Origin of the sequence: Serinicoccus sp. CUA-874 (genome assembly GCF_001942225.1) — a bacterium.
In the GTDB taxonomy this organism is placed as follows: Bacteria; Actinomycetota; Actinomycetes; order Actinomycetales; family Dermatophilaceae; genus Ornithinicoccus; species Ornithinicoccus marinus.
The window spans coordinates 42,840-62,875 of record NZ_MKJZ01000037.1; the positions used below are offsets into that span (position 1 = coordinate 42,840).

15 protein-coding genes and 2 pseudogenes are annotated in these 20,036 nt (G+C 73.0%); 10 read left to right on the forward strand and 7 right to left on the reverse strand.

What is annotated here, in order from left to right; genetic code table 11:
• Nucleotides 1-22: 22 nt before the first annotated feature.
• Complete coding sequence (locus tag BJF80_RS14850) at nucleotides 23-712, forward strand: SDR family NAD(P)-dependent oxidoreductase (RefSeq protein WP_022924142.1); 690 nt, start codon at nucleotides 23-25, stop codon at nucleotides 710-712.
• Nucleotides 713-771: 59 nt separating this feature from the next.
• Nucleotides 772-1,692 carry an FAD-dependent oxidoreductase gene (locus tag BJF80_RS14855; RefSeq protein ID WP_075814800.1) on the forward strand — a complete coding sequence of 307 codons (921 nt, stop codon included), beginning with the start codon at nucleotides 772-774 and terminating at the stop codon, nucleotides 1,690-1,692.
• Nucleotides 1,693-1,857: 165 nt separating this feature from the next.
• Here the strand turns inward: BJF80_RS14855 and hflX are convergent, their stop codons facing one another.
• Entirely contained in the window at nucleotides 1,858-3,372 is a 1,515-nt protein-coding gene (hflX, locus tag BJF80_RS14860; RefSeq protein WP_075815018.1) for a GTPase HflX, read from the reverse strand.
• 134 nt (nucleotides 3,373-3,506) lie between these two features.
• Nucleotides 3,507-3,788, reverse strand: a complete 282-nt coding sequence (locus tag BJF80_RS14865; protein ID WP_143554144.1) for a hypothetical protein — start codon at nucleotides 3,786-3,788, stop codon at nucleotides 3,507-3,509.
• Between the two features lie 160 nt (nucleotides 3,789-3,948).
• Between BJF80_RS14865 and BJF80_RS14870 the strand changes: the two genes are divergently transcribed.
• Nucleotides 3,949-4,572, forward strand: a complete 624-nt coding sequence (locus BJF80_RS14870; protein ID WP_075814804.1) for a class I SAM-dependent methyltransferase — start codon at nucleotides 3,949-3,951, stop codon at nucleotides 4,570-4,572.
• 9 nt (nucleotides 4,573-4,581) lie between these two features.
• Here BJF80_RS14870 and miaA read toward each other — a convergent pair whose 3' ends face one another.
• On the reverse strand, nucleotides 4,582-5,517 hold the full coding sequence (gene miaA / locus BJF80_RS14875; RefSeq protein WP_075814806.1) for a tRNA (adenosine(37)-N6)-dimethylallyltransferase MiaA: 936 nt from the start codon (nucleotides 5,515-5,517) through the stop codon (nucleotides 4,582-4,584).
• A 62-nt stretch (nucleotides 5,518-5,579) separates the two neighbouring features.
• Between miaA and BJF80_RS14880 the strand changes: the two genes are divergently transcribed.
• From BJF80_RS14880 to BJF80_RS14900, 5 genes and pseudogenes are all read left to right on the forward strand, one after another.
• A complete protein-coding gene (locus BJF80_RS14880) occupies nucleotides 5,580-5,930 on the forward strand; it encodes a DUF4282 domain-containing protein (protein ID WP_022924148.1) in 351 nt (116 codons plus the stop codon).
• Between the two features lie 45 nt (nucleotides 5,931-5,975).
• The gene (locus tag BJF80_RS14885) at nucleotides 5,976-6,233 is read left to right on the forward strand and encodes a hypothetical protein (RefSeq protein ID WP_143554145.1); all 258 of its coding nucleotides are present in this window, start codon (nucleotides 5,976-5,978) and stop codon (nucleotides 6,231-6,233) included.
• Nucleotides 6,234-6,255: 22 nt separating this feature from the next.
• On the forward strand, nucleotides 6,256-7,110 hold the full coding sequence (locus BJF80_RS14890) for a pyruvate, water dikinase regulatory protein (RefSeq protein WP_022924150.1): 855 nt from the start codon (nucleotides 6,256-6,258) through the stop codon (nucleotides 7,108-7,110).
• A gap of 64 nt (nucleotides 7,111-7,174) precedes the next feature.
• A pseudogene (ppdK, locus tag BJF80_RS14895) lies at nucleotides 7,175-9,864 on the forward strand (pyruvate, phosphate dikinase).
• A gap of 10 nt (nucleotides 9,865-9,874) precedes the next feature.
• Complete coding sequence (locus BJF80_RS14900) at nucleotides 9,875-10,672, forward strand: (2Fe-2S)-binding protein (protein ID WP_075814808.1); 798 nt, start codon at nucleotides 9,875-9,877, stop codon at nucleotides 10,670-10,672.
• Nucleotides 10,673-10,721: 49 nt separating this feature from the next.
• On the opposite strand, the gene BJF80_RS14905 is transcribed toward BJF80_RS14900, so the two are convergent.
• Nucleotides 10,722-11,927, reverse strand: a complete 1,206-nt coding sequence (locus BJF80_RS14905; protein WP_075814810.1) for an amidohydrolase — start codon at nucleotides 11,925-11,927, stop codon at nucleotides 10,722-10,724.
• A 325-nt stretch (nucleotides 11,928-12,252) separates the two neighbouring features.
• On the opposite strand from BJF80_RS14905, the gene BJF80_RS14910 reads away from it, so the two are divergent.
• Nucleotides 12,253-12,501 carry a WhiB family transcriptional regulator gene (locus BJF80_RS14910; protein WP_010148753.1) on the forward strand — a complete coding sequence of 83 codons (249 nt, stop codon included), beginning with the start codon at nucleotides 12,253-12,255 and terminating at the stop codon, nucleotides 12,499-12,501.
• Nucleotides 12,502-12,555: 54 nt separating this feature from the next.
• Here the strand turns inward: BJF80_RS14910 and BJF80_RS14915 are convergent, their stop codons facing one another.
• From BJF80_RS14915 to BJF80_RS20910, 3 genes and pseudogenes are all read right to left on the reverse strand, one after another.
• Nucleotides 12,556-14,058 carry a sensor histidine kinase gene (locus tag BJF80_RS14915; protein ID WP_075814812.1) on the reverse strand — a complete coding sequence of 501 codons (1,503 nt, stop codon included), beginning with the start codon at nucleotides 14,056-14,058 and terminating at the stop codon, nucleotides 12,556-12,558.
• 19 nt (nucleotides 14,059-14,077) lie between these two features.
• A complete protein-coding gene (locus tag BJF80_RS14920; RefSeq protein ID WP_075814814.1) occupies nucleotides 14,078-17,419 on the reverse strand; it encodes an NAD-glutamate dehydrogenase in 3,342 nt (1,113 codons plus the stop codon).
• 122 nt (nucleotides 17,420-17,541) lie between these two features.
• Nucleotides 17,542-18,876, reverse strand: a pseudogene (locus tag BJF80_RS20910) (NAD-glutamate dehydrogenase); the annotation flags it as partial.
• Between the two features lie 129 nt (nucleotides 18,877-19,005).
• On the opposite strand from BJF80_RS20910, the gene BJF80_RS14930 reads away from it, so the two are divergent.
• A complete protein-coding gene (locus BJF80_RS14930; protein WP_075814818.1) occupies nucleotides 19,006-20,028 on the forward strand; it encodes a DUF2505 domain-containing protein in 1,023 nt (340 codons plus the stop codon).
• The last annotated feature ends 8 nt before the right edge of the window (nucleotides 20,029-20,036 follow it).

The following is a 20,036-nucleotide window of genomic DNA, read 5'->3' on the forward strand; positions in this document are numbered from 1 at the left end:
CCCGCGCGTCTAGCGTGGAGGTATGCCTGCACGTGACCTCTCCGGCCAGCGCGTCGCCGTCGTGGGTGCCAGCGGCGCCCTCGGCTCACGCATCGCCCAGCACCTCGCCGACCACGGTGCCAGCCTGCTGCTCGTGGGCCGCGACGAGCAACGGCTCCGCGACACCGGCCTGGACGCCCCCGTGGTGGTGGCCGACCTGGTGGACGCGGGCGCGGGCGACCTGGTCGCCGAGGCCGCCCGGGAGCACCTCGGTGGGCTCGACGGCGTCGTCAACGCCGCCGGCGTGGCCGCCTTCGGCGCGCTCGTCGACACCCCCGACGAGGTGATCGAGGAGGTCTTCGCCACCAACGTCATCGGCCCCGCCTTCCTGCTGCGCCGACTGCTGCCGCTGGTCCAGGAGTCGCAGGGCTTCGTCGTCAACCTCAGCGCCATCCTCGCCGAGCGGCCGATGGCCGGCATGGGCGCCTACTCCGCGAGCAAGGGCGCGCTCACCGCCCTCGACCGAGCGCTGGCGACCGAGCTGCGGCGCGCGAAGGTGCGGGTCATCGACGTGCGGCCGCCGCACACCGAGACCGGGCTGGTCGACCGCGCCATCCACGGCGAGGCACCGAAGCTTCCCGACGGGCTCGAGCCGGACGAGGTCGCCCGGCGGGTGGTGCGCGCGATCGCCGAGGACGACTCCGAGGTCGCCTCGGACGACTTCGGCGGCTGACCAGCCCAGGTCCTCCCGCTCCCCCGCCCGGACCGGTCGGGCTGTGCCACACTGCGCCGATGCGAGCGGTGCTGGTGGTCGGGGCCGGGGTGGTCGGGCTGACCTGCGCCATCCGGCTGCTGGAGGCCGGTCACCGGGTCGACGTCGTGGCCGCCGACCCGCCGCCGGCCACGACCTCCGCGGTGGCCGCCGCTCTGTGGTACCCCTACCGCGCGCTCCCGCAGGACCGGGTCACCGCCTGGTCCGCCACGACCTACGGCGTCCTCGCCGACCTGGCGCAGGACCCGGCGACCGGCGTCGCGATGCGCTCCGGCACCGAGCTGCTTCGCACGCGACAGCCCGACCCGTGGTGGGCCGACGCGGTCCCCGACCTCACCCACGTCACCGACGTGCCCGGGTATGCCGGTGGCTGGCGGTTCACGGCGCCCGTGGCGGAGATGGGGACGCACCTGAGATGGCTGGCGGCGCGTCTGGAGGAGCTCGGCGGCACCCTGACCCGGGCCTACCTGGACCGGCTGCCCGAGAGCGAGGACGAGGGCGTCGACGTGGTCGTCAACGCCTCCGGGCTCGGCGCCGAGCGGCTCGTCGCCGACCCGACCCTGTCACCGGTCCGTGGCCAGGTGGTGGTCGTCGAGCAGGTGGGGCTGGAGCAGTGGTGGCTCGACCCGGGTGCGCCCGGCGGCCCGACCTACGTCGTCCCCCGCCGCGACGACATCGTGCTGGGCGGCACCGACCAGCCCGGCGAGCGGGACCGCGAGCCCGATCCCGCCACCGCCGAGGACATCCTCGCGCGGGCCGCCGCGCTGGTGCCCGCCCTCGCCGGGGCGCGTGTGCTGCGGCACGCCGTCGGCCTGCGACCGGTGCGCCCGCAGGTGCGGGTCGAGCGGGTGGGTGACGTCATCCACTGCTACGGCCACGGCGGCGCCGGCGTGACCCTCAGCTGGGGCTGTGCCGCCGAAGTCGTGGAGCTCGCCGGATGAGTAACCGGACGGTTGGCGGCATACCCGGACCGTGTAAGCCCCGGCAGAGGGTGCCCGAGCCCCCGGCGGACCCCGGACCGACGTCGGGGTAGCACGACCTCGATCGGCGAACATCCCGATGAGGCTTGTGCTCTGGCGTGGTCACTCCCGAGAGGGCGGGGAGGCTCAGACGGCGTAGGCGCCGAGCTGGCCGTGCAGGTCGGCGTCGACCTTGGCCTCGACCCGGGTGCCCTCGGCCGTGTGCTCCTCGCGCAGGATCTCGCCCTCGTCGTAGAGCCGGGCGACGAGGTCGCCTCGGTCGTAGGGCAGCAGGACGTCGACGAGGATCTCCGGGCGCGGCAGCGCCGCCTCGACCGCCTGCAGCAGCTCCTGCACCCCGTCACCGGTCTTCGCCGAGACGACGACCACCCGCGGGTAGGCCCGCCGCAGCCGGTCGAGCACCTCCGGGTCCGCGAGGTCGGCCTTGTTGACCGCCACGACCTCGGGGATCTTCAGGGCGGCACCCTCGTCGATCTCGGCGAGCACGGCGTGCACCGCGTCGACCTGGCCCTCCGGGTCCGGGTGCGCGCCGTCGACGACGTGCAGGAGCACGTCGGCGTCGGCCGCCTCCTCCAGCGTGGAGCGGAAGGCCTCGACCAGCTGGTGCGGCAGCCGCTTCACGAAGCCGACGGTGTCGGAGAGCGTGTAGGCCCGGCCCTCCTCGCTCTCGGTGCGCCGGACAGTCGGGTCCAGCGTGGCGAAGAGCTGGTTCTGCACCAGCACGCCCGCCCCGGTGAGCCGGTTGAGCAGCGAGGACTTGCCGGCGTTGGTGTAGCCGACGATCGCGACGCTGGGCACCTTGTTGGTGCGGCGGGAGGAGCGCTTGGTGTCGCGCACCGTCTTCATGCCGGTGATGTCGCGACGCAGCTTGGCGATGCGGGTGTTGATGCGGCGCCGGTCCAGCTCGATCTTGGTCTCACCGGGGCCGCGGGAGCCGATGCCCTCACCGCCGGCGACCCGACCACCGGCCTGCCGTGACATCGAGTCACCCCACCCGCGCAGCCGCGGCAGGAGGTACTGCAGCTGCGCCAGCTCGACCTGGGCCCGGCCCTCCTTGCTCTTCGCGTGCTGGGCGAAGATGTCGAGGATCAGCGCGGTGCGGTCGATGACCTTGACCTTGACGACGTCCTCCAGGGCACGCCGCTGGGACGGGCCGAGCTCGCCGTCGCACACCACGGTGTCGGCGCCCTCGGCGGCGACGATCTCCCGCAGCTCGGCGGCCTTGCCGCTGCCGAGATAGGTCGCCGGGTCCGGCTTCTGCCGCCGCTGGATCACGCCCTCGAGGACGGTCGACCCCGCGGTCTCGGCGAGAGCCGCGAGCTCGCGCAGCGAGTTCTCCGCGTCGGCCAGCGTGGTCTGCCCGTTGTCCTCCCAGACGGAGGCGAGCACGACGCGTTCCAGCCGCAGCTGGCGATACTCGACCTCGGTGACGTCCTCGAGCTCGGTGGACAGCCCGGCGACGCGGCGCAGCGCGGCGCGCTCCTCGCGGTCGAGCTGGTCACCGTCCCGCGCGGTCTCCTCCCCCCAGGACCCCCAGTCCACCTCGCGCAGGTCGATGTCACTGTCCTCGCCGAGCGCCTCGGCACGGCGGTCGAGCAGCTGGCGGCGCTGGGCGGTGGTGTCGTCGTGCGGCTGGGCCATGATCTCCTTCTGGTCCGGTGCTCGCAGGTATGCCCGCGCCCCGGCCACGTCGTCCCGGCTGGGTGGTCTGACCGCAGCCTCTCACTGGTGCAACGCCAGGAGCCAGAGATTTGTTGCCCGCGACCCCGCGGGGCTCACCTCGTCAGGTCCGCAAAGCGGTAGCGCGCCGGCCGGACGGTGAAGCGTTCCTCCTCCCCGAGATGGTACTCGGCGAACTGCAGATTGGCCTCCAGGGCGTCACCGCTGAGGTGGCGCGAGGCGATCGCCCGTGCCTCCTGCACCGTGGCCGGAGCCCGGTCCATGAGCTCCAGGTCGACGGACACGAACCGGGTCCGCAGGCTGACGGTGTGCACGACGAGCGTCGCCATCCCCGAGCCGGGCAGCAGTCTGGTCTTGCGGGTCGTCGCTGAGGTCACCAGCCACACTCTTCGTGGGCGGCCCCGCGCTTCGTCGCGATCCCCGCCGTCGTAGGCGGGGGCCGAGCGAGGATCCGCGGGGGTGGTGGCGCCCCGCGGGGGTGGGGGCGACCCGCAGGGGTGGGGACGAACGGTGGGGCGAGGTGGGAGACTGCTGGCGATGCCGACCGACCACTACTTCTCCGCCCAGCCGGCCTCCGACGACGGCCTGCGGCACGTGCGGACCCGCCTGGCGGGCCGCGATGTCGAGGTGGTGACGGCCGCCGGCATCTTCTCCCCCGACGGGATCGACAAGGGCACCCGCGTGCTGCTCGACCAGGCGCCCGCCCCGCCGGCCGCCGGCACCTTCCTCGACCTCGGCTGCGGCTGGGGGCCGCTCGCCCTCACCCTGGCGCTGGAGTCGCCCGACGCCCGGGTGCACGCCGTGGACATCAACGAGCGGGCCCTCGACCTCGCCCGGCGTAACGCCGCCTCCCTCGACTGCGGCGAGGTCCGGGTCGACCGCCCCGACGACGTCGACCCGCAGACCCGCCTCGACCTCATCTGGTCCAACCCCCCGATCCGGGTCGGCAAGCAGGCGCTGCACGAGTTGCTGCTCACCTGGCTGCCCCGGCTCGCCGAGCACGACGACGCGGCGGCCTACCTCGTCGTCCAGAAGAACCTCGGCGCCGACTCGCTGCAGACCTGGCTGCAGACCAGCCTCCCTCCGGCGATGGGCCCGGTGCAGGTCACCCGGGAGGCGAGCAGCAAGGGCTTCCGGGTGCTGCGCGTCGCCCGCGCCTGACCCGCCGTCTCACCCGGCGGCGACCACCGCGAGCGCCCGGTCGAGCAGGTCCGGCGCGTCGTGCTCGAGCCACGTCACCCTCGGGTCGGGGCCGAACCACGACTGCTGCCGGCGGGCCAGCCGGCGGGTCGCGGCCGCGGTGTCCTCGACCGCCTCGGCCTCTCCGAGCTCGCCGTCGAGCTGGCGCAGCGCCTGGGCATACCCCACCGCCCGCGAGGCGGTCCGCCCCTCCCGCAGCCCCTCCCGCTCGAGACCGCGCACCTCCTTGAGCAGCCCGTCCTCCCACATCCGCGCCGCGCGGCGCGCGATCCTCGCGTCCAGGACGTCCCGGTCCGCCCGCAGCCCGAGAATCACCGTCGGCTCGACCAGCTCGCGCGTCGGCAGGGTGGCGCTGAACGGTCGCCCGGTGAGCTCGATCACCTCCAGCGCCCGCACCACCCGCCGGCCGTTGCGCGGCTCGATCCGTGCGGCCGCCGCCGGGTCGCGCCCGGCCAGCAGCGCGTGCAGCGCCTCGGCGCCCCTCGCCTCCAGCTCGCCCTCCCAGGCCGCCCGGACGCGCGGATCGGTCGGGGGGATCTCGAGCCGGTCCAGCAGCGCCCGCACGTAGAGCCCGGACCCGCCGACGACCACGGGCACCCGCCCGCGCGCCCGGATCGCGGCCAGGTCGGCGCGGGCCGCCTGCTGGTATGCCGCCACGCTCGCCTCCTCGCGCGCGTCGAGCACGTCGAGCTGGTGGTGCGGCACCCCCTGCCGCTCGGGCAGCGTGAGCTTGGCGGTGCCGAGGTCCATCCCCCGGTAGAGCTGCGAGGCGTCGGCCGAGACGACCTCGCCGTCCAGCGCGAGCGCCAGCCGCACCCCCAGGTCCGACTTCCCGGTCGCCGTCGGACCCACCACCGCCACCACGGGCGGCGCGTCGGGGTCCCGGTCGGCGGGCTGGTCCGGCATACCCGCAAGTCTGGCAGCGTGGGACGGTGATGTGGCGGCACCTCCCCCGCTAGGCTGGATCCATGACCTCCCAGCAGCCGGACGGCACCCCGGACCAGCCCCAGCGCCCGAACACCGCAGCGGGTCTCAGCGCCCTCTTCGACTTCAACTTCGACACCTTCGTCACACCGGTCATCGTCAAGATCGTCTACATGATCGTGACCGTCCTCGTGGTGATCCTCACGGTCGGCATCGCCATCACCGGGATCAGCTCGATGTTCCAGGGCGGCGCCGGGATCATCCTCGGCCTGCTCCTCATCATCGCCTCGCCGATCATCGGCCTGGTCTACCTCGCCTTCGCCCGGATGAGCCTGGAGCTCTACTACGCGGTCATCCGGCTCTCCGAGGACGTGCACCACCGCGGTCGCCTCTGACCCGCCCCGGTTGCCGCCGGGTGCGGCGCGGTGCAGGCTGACGTCATGAGCCAGCAACCGAAGGATGCGCAAGGACCCGAGCAGGGCACCTTCGTCGGCGGCAGCATCGACTCCGACGAGGACACCCAGGCCGGCGTGCCCGTCGAGGACGAGCCCCAGGGCCAGGGTGACCTCGCCGACGCCCAGGCGTCGGCTAAGGAGCCCGAGCCGGCGGCCGACCCGGTGGCCGACCGAGCGCTCGCCGGTGACGTCGAGGGGATCGCGACCGAGCCCGCCCCGGGCGACCGCAACGAGCCGGTCTGAGCCGACGGCATACCCTCGGGCCATGGCGCGCCCCCCGATCGAGCTGCACATCATCGCCGACTCCACCGGCGACACCGCCGCCCGCGTGGCCCGCGCGGCCGCGGCACAGTTCCACGACCACGACATCCGCATCGTGCGCCACCCACGGCAGACGTCGTTGGACGGGCTGCACGACTCCTTCGCCCGCATGCGTCCGGACCAGGTGCGCACCGTCGTCTTCTCCACCGTCGTCGACGAGGCCCTGCGGCTGCGGGTGACCCAGCTCTGCGAGGAGCATGGGGTGCCGCACGCCGACCTGCTCGAGCCCGCCGTGACGGCGCTCACCGCGGTCACCGGGCAGGACCCGGAGCGGGTGGTGCGCCCGGTGGGGGTGGGCGAGGACTACTTCAAGCGGGTCGCGGCGATGGAGTTCGCCATCGCCAACGACGACGGCAACCTGTCCAACCACCTGCGCGAGGCCGACATCGTGCTCATCGGGGTGAGCCGCACCGGCAAGACGCCGCTGTCGATGTATCTCGGCTACCTGGGCTACCGCACCGCCAACATCGCGCTCGTCCCCGGCATCGCGCCGCCCGAGCAGCTCTTCGACGTCCAGCGGTGGAAGATCGTCGGGCTGACCATCGACCCCGAGCGGCTGCAGCAGATTCGGGGCCGCCGGGTGCGGGCCATGGGCAGCACCCAGGGCCATCGCGACGGCTACACCGACCTGGTGAGGATCTTCGACGAGCTGGACGAGGTCGCCCAGCTCCAGCGGAGCCTGGGCTGCCCGGTGATCGAGACGACCGACCTGGCGCTGGAGGAGGCGGCGGGGCGCGTCATCGAGGTGGTGCAGCGTCGCCGTGAGGCTGCCTCCGGCGGGGGCCGCGGAGGGCGGTAGGCTCCGAGACACCAAGCTCCGGGGCAGCGCGGCCCCGCCGAGACCGCGAGGAGACCGATCGATGATGGCCGGGCAGGAACAGACCTACCTCTACGACATGTCCGAGGGCGACGCGCAGATGCGCTCCCTCCTCGGCGGCAAGGGCGCCAACCTGGCGGAGATGAAGCGCCTGGGCATCCCCGTCCCGGACGGCTTCACCGTGAGCACCGCCGCCTGCATCGCCACGATGGAGTCCGGCGGCGAGTGGCCCGAGAACCTCTGGGAGGACGTGCTGTCCTCGCTGGAGCGGCTGGAGGAGCGCACCGGCCGCTCGCTCGGGGGCGATGCCGAGGGACGCAACCCGCTGCTCCTGTCGGTCCGCTCCGGTGCCGTCGTCTCGATGCCCGGGATGATGGACACCATCCTCAACCTCGGGATCGGCGACGACACGGTCGAGGCGCTCGCCGCCGAGGCCGACAACCCCCGCTTCGCCTGGGACTCCTACCGCCGCTTCCTACAGATGTACGGCGAGGTCGTCGAGGGGGTCGCCCCGCACGCCTACGAGGACGAGCTCACCGCGCTGAAGTCGCGCCGCGGTGTGGAGCAGGACACCGAGCTGACCACCGAGGACCTGCGCGAGCTCGTCGAGACGTTCAAGGACGTCTCCCGCCGCGAGCTCGGCCGGGACCTGCCGACCGACCCCCGCGACCAGCTCAAGGGCGCGATCTCCGCTGTCTTCGACTCGTGGGACACCCCGCGGGCTCGCGTCTACCGGCGCGCCAACGACATCCCCGACGACCTCGGCACCGCGGTCAACGTCATGCAGATGGTCTTCGGCAACCGTGGCGACACCTCGGCCACCGGCGTGTGCTTCACCCGCAACCCCTCCACCGGCGGCAAGGAGCTCTACGGCGAGTTCCTGCTCAACGCCCAGGGCGAGGACGTCGTCGCCGGCATCCGCACGCCCAAGTCGCTGGCCGAGATGGAGCAGGTGCTGCCCGAGGCCTACGAGCAGCTGCTGCAGACCATGCGCGACCTCGAGGCGCACTACAAGGACATGCAGGACATCGAGTTCACCGTCGAGGACGGCACGCTCTACCTGCTCCAGACCCGCAACGGCAAGCGCACCGCCGCGGCGGCCCTGCGCGTCGCGCGCGACATGGTCTCCGAGGGCGTGCTGACGCAGGAGGAGGCGCTGGAGCGGGTCGAGCCGAGCCAGCTGGACCAGCTGCTCCACCCGGCCATCGACCCCGAGCACGGCAAGGAGCCGCTGGTCAAGGGCCTGCCCGCCTCTCCCGGCGCGGCCGTCGGCGAGATCGTCTTCGACGCCGACACCGCGGCGCAGCGCGGCGGCGCCGGCGACCCGGTCGTCCTCGTGCGCTACGAGACGACGCCGGACGACATCCACGGCGTCATCGTCGCCCAGGGCGTCCTCACCGCCCACGGCGGGATGACCTCGCACGCCGCCGTCGTCGCCCGCGGCATGGGCAAGCCCTGCGTCGCCGGCGCGAGCGGCATCCGCATCAACACGGCCGAGAAGACGCTGACCGTCGGCGACCGGACCTTCTCCGAGGGCGACCAGATCACGCTGGACGGCTCCACCGGCGAGGTCTACGGCGAGGCGCTGGAGCTGGTGCCGCCGCAGATCAACGAGGACTTCGAGGCGATCGTCACCTGGGCCGACGAGGTGCGCCGGCTCGGGGTGCGCGCCAACGCCGACACCGGCGAGGACGCGGCGAGGGCCCGCGAGCTCGGCGCGGAGGGCATCGGGCTGTGCCGCACCGAGCACATGTTCATGGCCAGCGACCGGCTGCCGGCCGTCCGGCGGATGATCCTCGCCGACACCGAGGAGGAGCGGGCCTCGGCCCTGGAGGAGATCCTGCCGATGCAGCAGGAGGACTTCGAGGCCATCTTCACGGCGATGACGGGGCTGCCGGTGACGGTGCGCCTGCTCGACCCGCCGCTGCACGAGTTCCTCCCCGACCTCGTCGAACAGTCGCTGCTCGTCCAGCGGCTCGAACTCACCGACGGCGACGCCGAGGAGCTGGCCTCCGCCCGGACGCTGCTCGCCCAGGTCAAGAGGCTGCACGAGCAGAACCCCATGCTGGGCACCCGCGGCTGCCGGCTCGCCATGCTCTACCCCGAGATCCCGGAGATGCAGACCCGCGCCATCGTGCGCGCCGCCCTGGCCGTGCGCGAGCGCGAGGGCGAGACGGCCGGCGTGGAGATCATGATCCCGCTCGTCGCCTACGCCGCCGAGCTGAAGGCCCAGCGCGAGGTGGTCGAGCGCGCGGTCGCCGAGGAGCTGGAGGGCGCCGGCGCCCAGCTGGACGTCACCGTCGGCACGATGATCGAGCTGCCGCGGGCCGCCGTGGTCGCCGACCAGATCGCCGAGCACGCCGACTTCTTCTCCTTCGGCACCAACGACCTCACCCAGACCGGCATCGGCATCTCCCGGGACGACGCCGAGGGCGGCTTCCTCGGCGCCTACGTGCGCGACGAGGTCATCCCGCACAACCCGTTCGAGTCGATCGACCGGGACGCGTCGGCGGGCTGGTCCGGATCGGCGCCGAGCGCGGCCGCAGCACGAAGCCCGAGCTCAAGCTCGGCGTCTGCGGCGAGCACGGCGGCGACCCGGCCTCGATCGGACTCTTCGAGGAGCTCGGTCTGAGCTACGTCTCCTGCTCGCCCTACCGCGTGCCCATCGCGCGCTTCTCGGCCGCCCGCGCCGTGCTGAGCCAGCGGGAGGGCGCCGAGGTGCGCACCGACGGCTGAGGACGACCGTATGCCCGCGACGGCCCCGGCCGGGCTGCTGCCGAGCCTGCGGGACCTCGGCGGCTTCTTCGCCCTCGCCGACCCGGCCGGGGAGCACGGGGACGCCCTGCCCTGGGTGGAGGTGCTCAGCCACGAGCGGCTGGCGGCGCGCGCCGCGGACGTGCGGGCGGCGATCGCCGCCTCCAGCGGCATACCTCTGGAGGACGTCGATCCCAAGGTCGCGATGTCGGCGCTGCAGGTCGGCCTCGCCTCCCGACTGTGGTCGGTGACGATGGCCGGCGCCGTGCTGCACGACTGGGTCCCCGACCTGGCCGCCGAGAACCTCGTGGCGAGCCCCGGGCACCGCGGACCCGTCCCGCTCGGGCTGAGGGACCCGGACCGGGGGTATGCCGTCCGCGGCACCGACGAGGCGACGCGCGTCGTGGGCGAGGTCGTGCTGGAGGACGGCCTGGCCGCGCTCGACGCCGGCTGCGCCCGGGTGGGACCGGTGTCGGCGCAGGTGCTGCGGTCCAACTCGGCGTCGAGCCTGGTCGGGGCGGCCCGGGTGCTCAGCGCCCTGCGACCGGCTGCCGCCACCTCCGCCTGGGCGCTGGCGCGGGCGCTGTTGGGACACCCCGGGCTCGCGCCCGGGGGACGCGTGGTCGAGCGGGCCGGGCTGCCCGAGGGCACCGGCGGGGCCATGCAGCAGCCCGAGGAGGCCTTCCTGCGCCGCGGCTGCTGCCTGTTCGACCGGCTGCCGGGCCATGGGCTCTGCCCCGACTGCGTGCGCGCCGAGCGCCGCCCCGACCTGGTGACGCCGGGCCACTGAGTCGAGTCCACGTCGAGGGCCTCCCGTGGGTCGACCCCCGGCGGGGCCCTCAGCGGGGCCGGACGCTGCCCGTGCCCGCTTCCTGGTCGTAGGTGTAGACCTCGACGCCATCGATCCAGGTGCGCAGCACCCGGGACTGGAGGTCCAGCGGGTCCCCCGACCACCACGCCAGGTCCGCGTCCTTGCCGACCGCCAGCGAGCCGACCCGCTCCTCGACCCCGAGCACCCGCGCCGGGTTGATGGTGACCGAGCGCAGAGCGGCGTCACGGTCCATCCCCTCGCGCACGGCCAGGGCGACCTGGGTGATGAGGTGGTCGATCGGCACGACCGGGTGGTCGGTGATGATCGAGACCGCCACGCCGGCCCGGTCCAGGATGCCCGGGCCGCGCGGGGTGCGGTTCCGGACCTCGACCTTGGACCGGCTCACGATCATCGGGCCGTAGAGGACCGGGATGTCGTGCTCGGCGACGACGTCTGCGAGCAGATAGGCCTCGGTCCCGTGGTCCAGCACCAGGCGGTAGCCGAACTCCTCGGAGAGCCGGATCGCCGTCGCGATGTCGTCGGCGCGGTGGCAGTGCTGACGCCAGGGGATCTCGCGCTCGAGCACCTGCACCAGGATCTCGCTGACCAGGTCCGTGTCGACCGGGGTCTCCGACGCGGCCTGCCTGGCCTGGTAGCTGCGGGCGGCGGCGAAGGCCTTGCGCAGCACCAGCGCGACACCGAGCCGGGTCGACGGCGTCTTCTGCTGGTCGCCGTAGACCCGCTTCGGGTTCTCCCCCAGGGCTGCCTTGACGCCCGAGGGGTTGCGGAGCACCATCTCGTCGACGTAGCGACCGTAGGTCTTGAGCGCCACCGCCTGACCCCCGATGGGGTTGGCCGAACCGGGGTTGACGTTGACCGTCGTGACCCCGGCTCCGAGCGCGTCGTCGAAGCCCTGCTCCCGCGGGTTGATGGCATCGATGGCCCGCGCCGCGGCCATGACCGGGTCGGTCGCCTCGTTGCCGTCGACGCCGGCCCAGCCCTCGCCCTCCTCCCAGACGCCGAGGTGGACGTGCGCGTCGATGAGGCCGGGCAGGAGCCACCCACCGGCGGCGTCGACGACCTCGACGCCGTCGGGGAGGTCCACCTCCGTGCGCGGACCGACCGCCGCGATGCGGCCCTCGCGCACGAGCACCGTCCCGTCCTCGATCACCTCGCCCTCGACGGGGACGACGCGGGCGCCGACGACGGCCAGGCTCGGGCTGCTGCTGCTCACGACAGGGACTCCTCTGCTCGGTGGATGACGTCCGACCCACCCTACGCAGGCGGTCTCGAGTGTGATTGACGCCTCACCCGGACCGGCCAGGTGGCGCGAGTTGACCCTTGTGCTACGGCGTGTCGCGATGGGAGGATGGGAACACTGACCTTGGCCCCGGCGTTGGCACAGGCAGTGACCGCGGTGCCGACCCCCGACCTGGCACCGCTCTCGAAGACGGACAACGAGGTGTCGTCGCCGCCCGGCGCACCGCTGATCCGGTTGCGGGCGACGACGACCACGACGACCCGCCCCGACCGGGGCACCGACCAAGGAGCAGACACTGATGGACTGGCGCAACCGCGCGGCGTGCCTCGAGGAAGACCCCGAGCTCTTCTTCCCGATCGGCAACACCGGCCCGGCGCTGCAGCAGATCGAGGAGGCCAAGGCCGTCTGCCGCACCTGCCCGGTGATCGACACCTGCCTGAAGTGGGCGCTCGAGACCGGCCAGGACGCCGGCGTGTGGGGAGGACTCTCCGAGGACGAGCGCCGCGCCCTCAAGCGACGCAAGGCACGCGCCCGCCGCGCGAGCTGAGGCGCCGCGCCCCCCTCCGCGCCCGTACCCCGTCCCCGCCCGAGGCCGTGACCCTCAGGCGGTGACGGACCCGCGAAGCCGCACGGTGAACCGCACGACGGTCCCGTGCGGCTTCGCCGTCTCCCAGCTGATCTGTCCCCGCAGGTCGCTGATGAGGGCCTCGACGATCTGCGTACCCAGGCCGTGACGCTCGGCGCCGGAGGGCGCATACCCCGTGCCGTTGTCCGCGACGCGCACCTCGAGGAGGTCCTCACCGGCCTCGTTGTCCCGGTGCCGGTGCGCGCTCACCACGACCCGGTAGCCCCCGCCACGCTCCTCCCCCTCCTCGAAGCCGTGCTCGACCGCGTTGTGGACGAGCTCGGCCAGGATCATCGCCAGGTGCGTCGCGTCGTCCGGGGGCAGCCAGCCGAAGGACCCCTCGAGCACCGGCTCCACCACGGCCTGGGTCGAGGCGACCTCCACCGTCGCCCGCAGCATGCGGGTGGCGACGTCGTCGAAGTCGACCCGCTCGCTGAAGCCCTGGCTGAGGGTGTCGTGCACGAGGGCCACCGTCGACAGCCGACGTCCCGCCTCGGCGAGCGCCTCCTGCGCCTTCGGGTCGTCCAGCCGCCGGGACTGCAGCCGCAGCAGCGCCGCCACGGTCTGCAGGTTGTTCTTGACCCGGTGGTGGATCTCCCGGATCGTCGCCTCCTTGCTCAGCAGCTCACGCTCCCGCCGACGGATCTCGCTGACGTCCCGCAGGAGCAGCAGCGCCCCGACCCGCTCGCCGCCCCGGGTGAGCGGCACCGACCGCAGCGTGAGGTTCATGGCGCCGGTCTCGATCTCGGTCCCCCACGGCGCCCGACCGGTGAGCACCAGCGGGACGGTCTCGTCGACGCTGGAACCGGGCATCAGCCGGGCCGAGACGATCTGCGCCAGGTCCGCGCCGTTGACGTGGTCGGTGTGCCCGAGCCGCCGCAGCGCCGAGACGGCGTTGGGGCTGGCGTAGTCGATGATGCCGTCGGCCGTGAGCCGCAGCACCCCGTCACCGACGCGGGGCGTGCCACGGCCCACCCCGGTCGCGGTGTGGTCCATGGGGAAGGCGCCCTCGGCGATCATCGAGAACAGCTGCTGGCTGATCTGGAGGTAGTTGACCTCCAGGCCGCCCTGCTGACGCATGTTCTGCAGGTCGGTGTGCCGGACCAGGACGGCGATGGGCCGCCCGGTGCGCACGACGGGGACGTACTGCTCCCGGACGAAGCCGACCTCGTCGGGGGTCATCGGCAGGCCGCTGTCCATGACCTGCGTCAGGAGCCGCTGCCGGCCCTCGCCGGGCGTCTGCCCGATGACGTCGTCGTGGTAGAAGTTGGGTCCCGTCGAGGGACGGGCGTGCGCCGCGAGGAACCACGGGGAGACGTGCGGGTCCGCGGCGTCGTCCCGCTGCACCGGCAACCACAGCGTCAGGTCGGCGAAGGCCAGGTCGGCCAGCATCTGCCAGTCACCCACCAACCGGTGCACCCAGTCGACGTCCGCGCCGGACATCGAGGAACGCGACAGGGTCTCCCGCAGAACAGCCACGAGGCGAGTGTCGCAGAGGTCAGTCGGCCGAGCCCTGCCGGACCAGACCTCGCAGGGTGCGCAGCGCCACCGAGAGCGGGGCGAGGTCAGGCTGGTCCATCGCGCTGACCGTGCGCAGCACCTGGCTGGTCCGCACCAGCGCCTCTCGGTTCTCCGCCATCCACTCGCGGACCCGCTCCAGCGCCTCGGCGGACTCGCCGGAGTCGGTGCGCTCGACCACGGTGCGGGTGAGGCCCCGCATGACGCCGTAGAGATCGTCCCGCAGCGCGCCCCGGGCCAGGGAGGACCAGCGGTCCTCGCGCGGCAGGTGCGAGACATGGGTGAGCAGGTCGTCGATCCGGAAGGCCTCGGACACCCCGAAGTAGACCTGCGCCACCTCGTCGACGTCCCGGCCCATGTCCTGGGCCAGCTCCACCACGTCCAGCAAGGAGTAGCTGTCGAGCAGCGAGGCGAAGACCGCGGCGAGGTCGTCCGGGATGTCGTTGGCACGGGCCCACTCCGCGCGCTCCTGCCACCGCTCCCGCTCGCTGCCCTGCAGCAGCTCCGGCAGTGCGGGGACCAGGCGTCGCACCGGCTCCGTGAAGCGCTCGATCTCGGCGTCCATCCCGGTGGAGAGCGACCGGTTGTTGAGGAACCACCGGGTCGCGCGGTCCAGGAGGCGGCGGAACTCGAGGTAGAGCTCGGTCTGGACATCGGTCGGGACGGTGTTGTCCAACCGCTCCACGGCGGCGGTGAAGTCGGCCAACCCGAAGACGGAGCGGACGACGTGGAAGGCCCGGGTGATCTGCGCGACCGTGGCGCCGGTCTCCTCCACGGCCCGGAAGGCGAAGGACACCCCACCGCGGTTGACCATGGCGTTCGCGATCTCGTTGACCACGATCTGCCGGCGCAGCGGGTGCTCGGTGATCTGCTCCGCCGCGACCTCCCGCAGCGGCTCCGGGAAGTAGGTGAGCAGCGACTCCGCGAGCGCCGGGTCGTCCGGCAGCTCGGTCTCGATGAGCGCATCCTTCAAGCCCAGCTTGGCGTAGGCGACGAGCACGGAGAACTCGGGGCTGGTCAGCCCCAGGCCCTCACTCTCACGACGCTCCCACTCGGCGTCGTCGGGCAGGAACTCCAGCTCGGGGTCGAGCCCTGCGTGCTCGCTCAGGTAGCGGATGAGCCGCTGGTGGACGGTCACCATGACCTCGCGCTGGTGACGGCCGTTGCCGATGAGGACGTTCTGGTCGTAGTTGTGCCGCAGCACCTTGTCCGCCACCTCCTCGGTCATCGAGGCGAGCAGCTCGTCACGCTCGGCCATCGACATCGTGCCGTCCTGGACCAGGGGGGTCAGGGCGATCTTGATGTTGACCTCGTGGTCGGAGGTGTCGACCCCGGCGGAGTTGTCGATGGCATCGGTGTTGACGTGGACCCCGTGCTCGGCCGCCTCGATGCGACCGCGCTGCGACAGCCCGAGGTTGCCGCCCTCACCGACGACCCGGACCCGCAGGTCCTGGCCGTCCACCCGGATCGGGTCGTTGGCGCGGTCGCCGATCTGGGCGTCGGTCTCCGTGGAGGCCTTGACGTAGGTGCCGATCCCGCCGTTCCACAGCAGGTCGACCGGGGCGCTCAGGATGGCGCGCAGCATCTCGTGCGGCGTCATCGAGGTCACCTCGTCGGGGAGCCCGAGGCGCGCCCGGACCTGGCCACTCACCGGGAGCGACTTCTGGCTCCGGGGGTAGACCCCGCCCCCTTCGCTGATGAGCGAGGTGTCGTAGTCCTCCCAGCTCGACCGGGGCAGCTCGAAGAGCCGTCGACGCTCGGCGAAGGAGGTCGCCGCGTCGGGGTCGGGGTCGAGGAAGATGTGCCGGTGGTCGAACGCCGCCACCAGCAGGATGTGCTCGGACAGCAGCATGCCGTTGCCGAAGACGTCGCCGCTCATGTCGCCGATGCCGACGACGGTGAACTCCTCGGACTGGGTGTCCAGACCCAGCTCCCGGAAGTGCCGCTTGACCGACTCCCAGGCGCCGCGCGCCGTGATCCCCATGCCCTTGTGGTCGTAGCCCGCCGAACCTCCCGAGGCGAAGGCGTCGTCCAGCCAGAAGCCGTAGTCCCGCGCGACCCCGTTGGCGATGTCGGAGAAGGTGGCGGTTCCCTTGTCCGCCGCGACGACGAGGTAGGGATCGTCGCCGTCGTGACGCACGACCCGATCGGGCGGCTGCACCTCGCCGCCGCGCCGGTTGTCGGTGATGTCGAGCATCCCGCTGATGAAGGTGCGGTAGGCGGCCCTGCCCTCCTCCATCCAGGCCTCGCGGTCCGCCGCCGGGTCGGGCAGCTGCTTGGGGAAGAAGGCACCCTTGGACCCGGTCGGCACGATGACGGCGTTCTTGACCATCTGCGCCTTGACCAGGCCCAGCACCTCGGTGCGGAAGTCCTCGCGCCGGTCGCTCCAGCGCAGCCCGCCTCGGGCCACCGGCCCGAAGCGCAGGTGGCTGCCCTCGACGCGCGGGGCATACACCCAGATCTCGAAGGCGGGGCGCGGCTCGGGGAGGAGCTCGAGCTCGCGCGGCAGCAGCTTGAGGCTCACCCAGGCCTTGGGCTCACCGTCCTCGCCCCGCTGGTAGAAGTTGGTGCGCAGCGTCGCCCGGACGACGTCCGCGAGGCTGCGCAGGATGCGGTCCTGGTCCAGGCTCGCGACCTCGTCCAGCGCGCGGTAGAGGTCGTCGGAGACGTCCGCGGTCCGCTGCTCGCGCTCCTGCTCGCCCCCCTCGGCATCAGGGTCGAAACGTGCCGCGAACAGGTCGATGAGCAGCCGCGCGATGCCCGGGTTGGCGACCAGCGCCTCCTCGAGGTAGTTCAGGCTGAAGGTGCCGACCTGGCGCAGGTAACGCACCAGCGTGCGCAGGATGACCACGCGCCGCCAGTCCAGTCCCGCCGTGAGCACGAGCGAGTTGAGCGTGTCCGACTCGCTGGCCCCGCCCCAGATCGCGGTGAAGGCGTCCTCGAAGGCGCGGGCCGCCTCCTCCTCCGTCCGGTGCTCGCCACCGGTCCAGACCGACTCCTCGCGCGCCCGCAGGCCGAAGTCGTAGATGTAGTCGGAGGAGCCGTCGTCGTCGCTGCCGTCGAGCTCGTAGGGGCGCTGGACGGTCACCTCGAGCCCGAGGTCGGCGAAGACCGGCAGGACGTGGGTGAGCGACATCGGGTCGGAGCGGTAGACCTTGAGCCGTCGCTCGGTGGCGGCGTCGCCCTCCCCGCGGTAGACGTGCGGCCGGGCCGAGGCCTCGCTGCCGTGCAGCTCACCCATCCGCTGCAGGTCCAGGTAGGCGGCCTCGCCGTCGAAGTCCTCCTTGTAAGCCTCCGGGAAGGCGTCGGCGTAGCGGGCCACGAGGTCGCCCGTGGCCCCCTCGTCCTCGACGTGCGCCGCGACGCGTCCGACAGGCCCTCCACCCACGTCCGGGTCACCGCGGCCAGCCGCTCCTGCAGCTCGGCCTGGTCCACCTCCGGCAGGTCGGCGTCCTTGGGGACCGAGATCACGAAGTGGAGCTGGGCCAGCGGTCCGTCGCCCACCCGGGTGGCGTAGTCCGCCAGCTCGCCGCCGTAGGCCTCCTCCAGCAACCGCTGCACCCGGAGCCTGTTGGCGGTGTTGTAGCGGTCCCGGGGCAGGTAGACCAGCGCGCTGACGAATCGCCCGAACTCGTCGGGGCGGACGTAGACCTTCGCCGCCGGACGCTCCAGCAGCCGGACCACGTCGCCGGCCGTCGCCGCCAGGTGCTCCACCGAGGCCTGGAAGAGCTCGTCCCGGGGGTAGGCCTCCAGGATGCTCAGCAGGTCCTTGCCGCTGTGGCTGTCGGGCGCGAAGCCGGACTCCTCCAGCACCTGCTGCACCTTGGCGCCGACGATCGGGAGCCGCTGGGTCGACTCGGCGTAGGCGCTCTGGGTGAACAGCCCGAGGAAGCGGTGCTCCCCGACGACCTCGCCCTGCTCGTCGAAGCGGCGGATCCCCAGGTAGTCCAGTGGGACGGACCGGTGGACGGTGGCCCGGGTGTTGGCCTTGGTCACGGTGAGCAGCTGCGGCTCCCGCGCCGTCCGGGCCGCAACGGGCCGCAGCACCGTCGGCGACGGCTGGGCCCCGGTCTCCCGCAGGATGCCCAGACCGCTGCCGGGCACCGCCTGGAGCGCGAGCCCGTCGTCGGTGTCCACCAGGTCATAGCTGCGGTATCCCAGGTAGGTGAAGTGGTGGTCGTCGATCCAGGTGAGGAAGTCGACGACGGAGCCGACCTCGTCCGACGGCACCGACCGGGGTGGACCGATCTCGAGCTCGGCCAGGATGGCCCGGGCCCGCTGCCGCATGGCCTTCCAGTCCTGACAGGCGCGGCGCACGTCGGCGAGCACCCGCTCGAGGTCGTGCTGCAGCGCCGCGCGCCGGTCCGGGTCCGGCACACGGTCCACCTCGACGTGGATCCAGGACTCGACCCGGTGCCCGTCGCCCACCTGCGCGGTGTCGACGTCCAGCACCTCGCCGGAGCCCTCGTCGACGACGAGGCGCGGGTGCAGGAGCTGGTGCACCCCCAGTCCGTGGCGGGCGATCTCGCCGAGCACCGAGTCCACGAGGAAGGGCATGTCGTCGGTGACGACCTGGACCACCGTCTGCCGGCTGGTCCAGCCGCCGTCCTCGAAGGTGGGGTTGAGGACGCGCACCGCGGCCCGTCCCTGGGCCCGTTCCCCGGACAGCCGGGCCATCGCCCCTGCCATCGACGAGCGTTGCCCCTCGTCCCGCCCGACCAACGCGGCCGGGGCCAGGTGGTGGAAGAACCTGTCGGTGAGCGTGTCGGTGGACGTCATCTGGTGCGAACACTCCTTCAGGTCGCGGCATCAGGCCACGGGCGCACCACGGCGTGCACCCCTGCCGTCAGGGTACCCGTCTGGGGACGAGCGCCGCACGGGACCCGGCCGGCTGCCTAGAGTGGTCTCATGTCCGTCCCCCGGTGGCCCTTCGACCCCGCGGACGTCACGGCCCCGGCCCCGGTCGACGCCGACCCCGGCCGGCTGCTGCGCGCCGCCGAGGAGATCAGCGGGCTGGCCCCGGACCTCGGGTGGGCCGAGGCCAGCGGACTGACGGAGGGGGTGCTCCACGCCGTGTCGCACCTGCTCGCCGATGCCGCGTCCGGTCGGGACACGCCCCGTCCCCAGCCGCTCGTCGTGGGCGCCATCGGTGCCACCGACCGCCTCCCGGACCACGCCGCTGCCGGGCTGCCGCGGCACGGCTCCGGGCCCACACCCCCGCCCTGGGCGACCACCCGGTCGCCTGGGTCGCCACCGCCGCAGGCGTGCTGGACGAGGTGGCGGACCTGCTGGACCAGGTGGCGGACCGGACTCGACGCGGCGTGCTCGGGTCGGGCGACAAGGGCGTCGTGCTCCGGCGGCTGCACCGGTGCCAGCGCCGCCTGCGCGCCGCGCTGCCCGCACCCTGACCTCAGGTCGTACCGTGAGCCCATGAGGATCACCGAGACGATCTCGCACGCCGCGGACCCGCAGCGCACCTTCGAGATGCTGACCGACCACGGCTACCAGGTGCTGCGCTGCGAGCGGTCCGGAGCGTTGGACCAGACCGTCCAGATCGAGCCCGCGGCGGACGGCAGCACCACGGTGACCACGCGTCGGCACCTCCCGAACGACGGCATACCGGACATCGCCAAGACCCTCGTGGGTCCGCAGCTGCTCGTCGTCGAGACGGTGCGGTGGGGCTCCCCGGACGCGGACGGCGAGCGGGAGGGGGCCATGAGCCTGGAACTGCCGGGCCTGCCGGTGTCGTTCACCGGCGGCATCCACCTGCGGCGCGCCGGGGAGGGCACGACAGACCACGTCGTGGACGGCGACCTCGAGGCCCGCATCCCCTTCCTCGGCCACCGCATCGAGCGCGAGGTGGCGGCACGGGTCAAGGAGTTCGTGCAGCTCGAGGAGGGCGTCGCCCGCGAGTGGCTGGCCCGGGGCTGAGTCCTCGG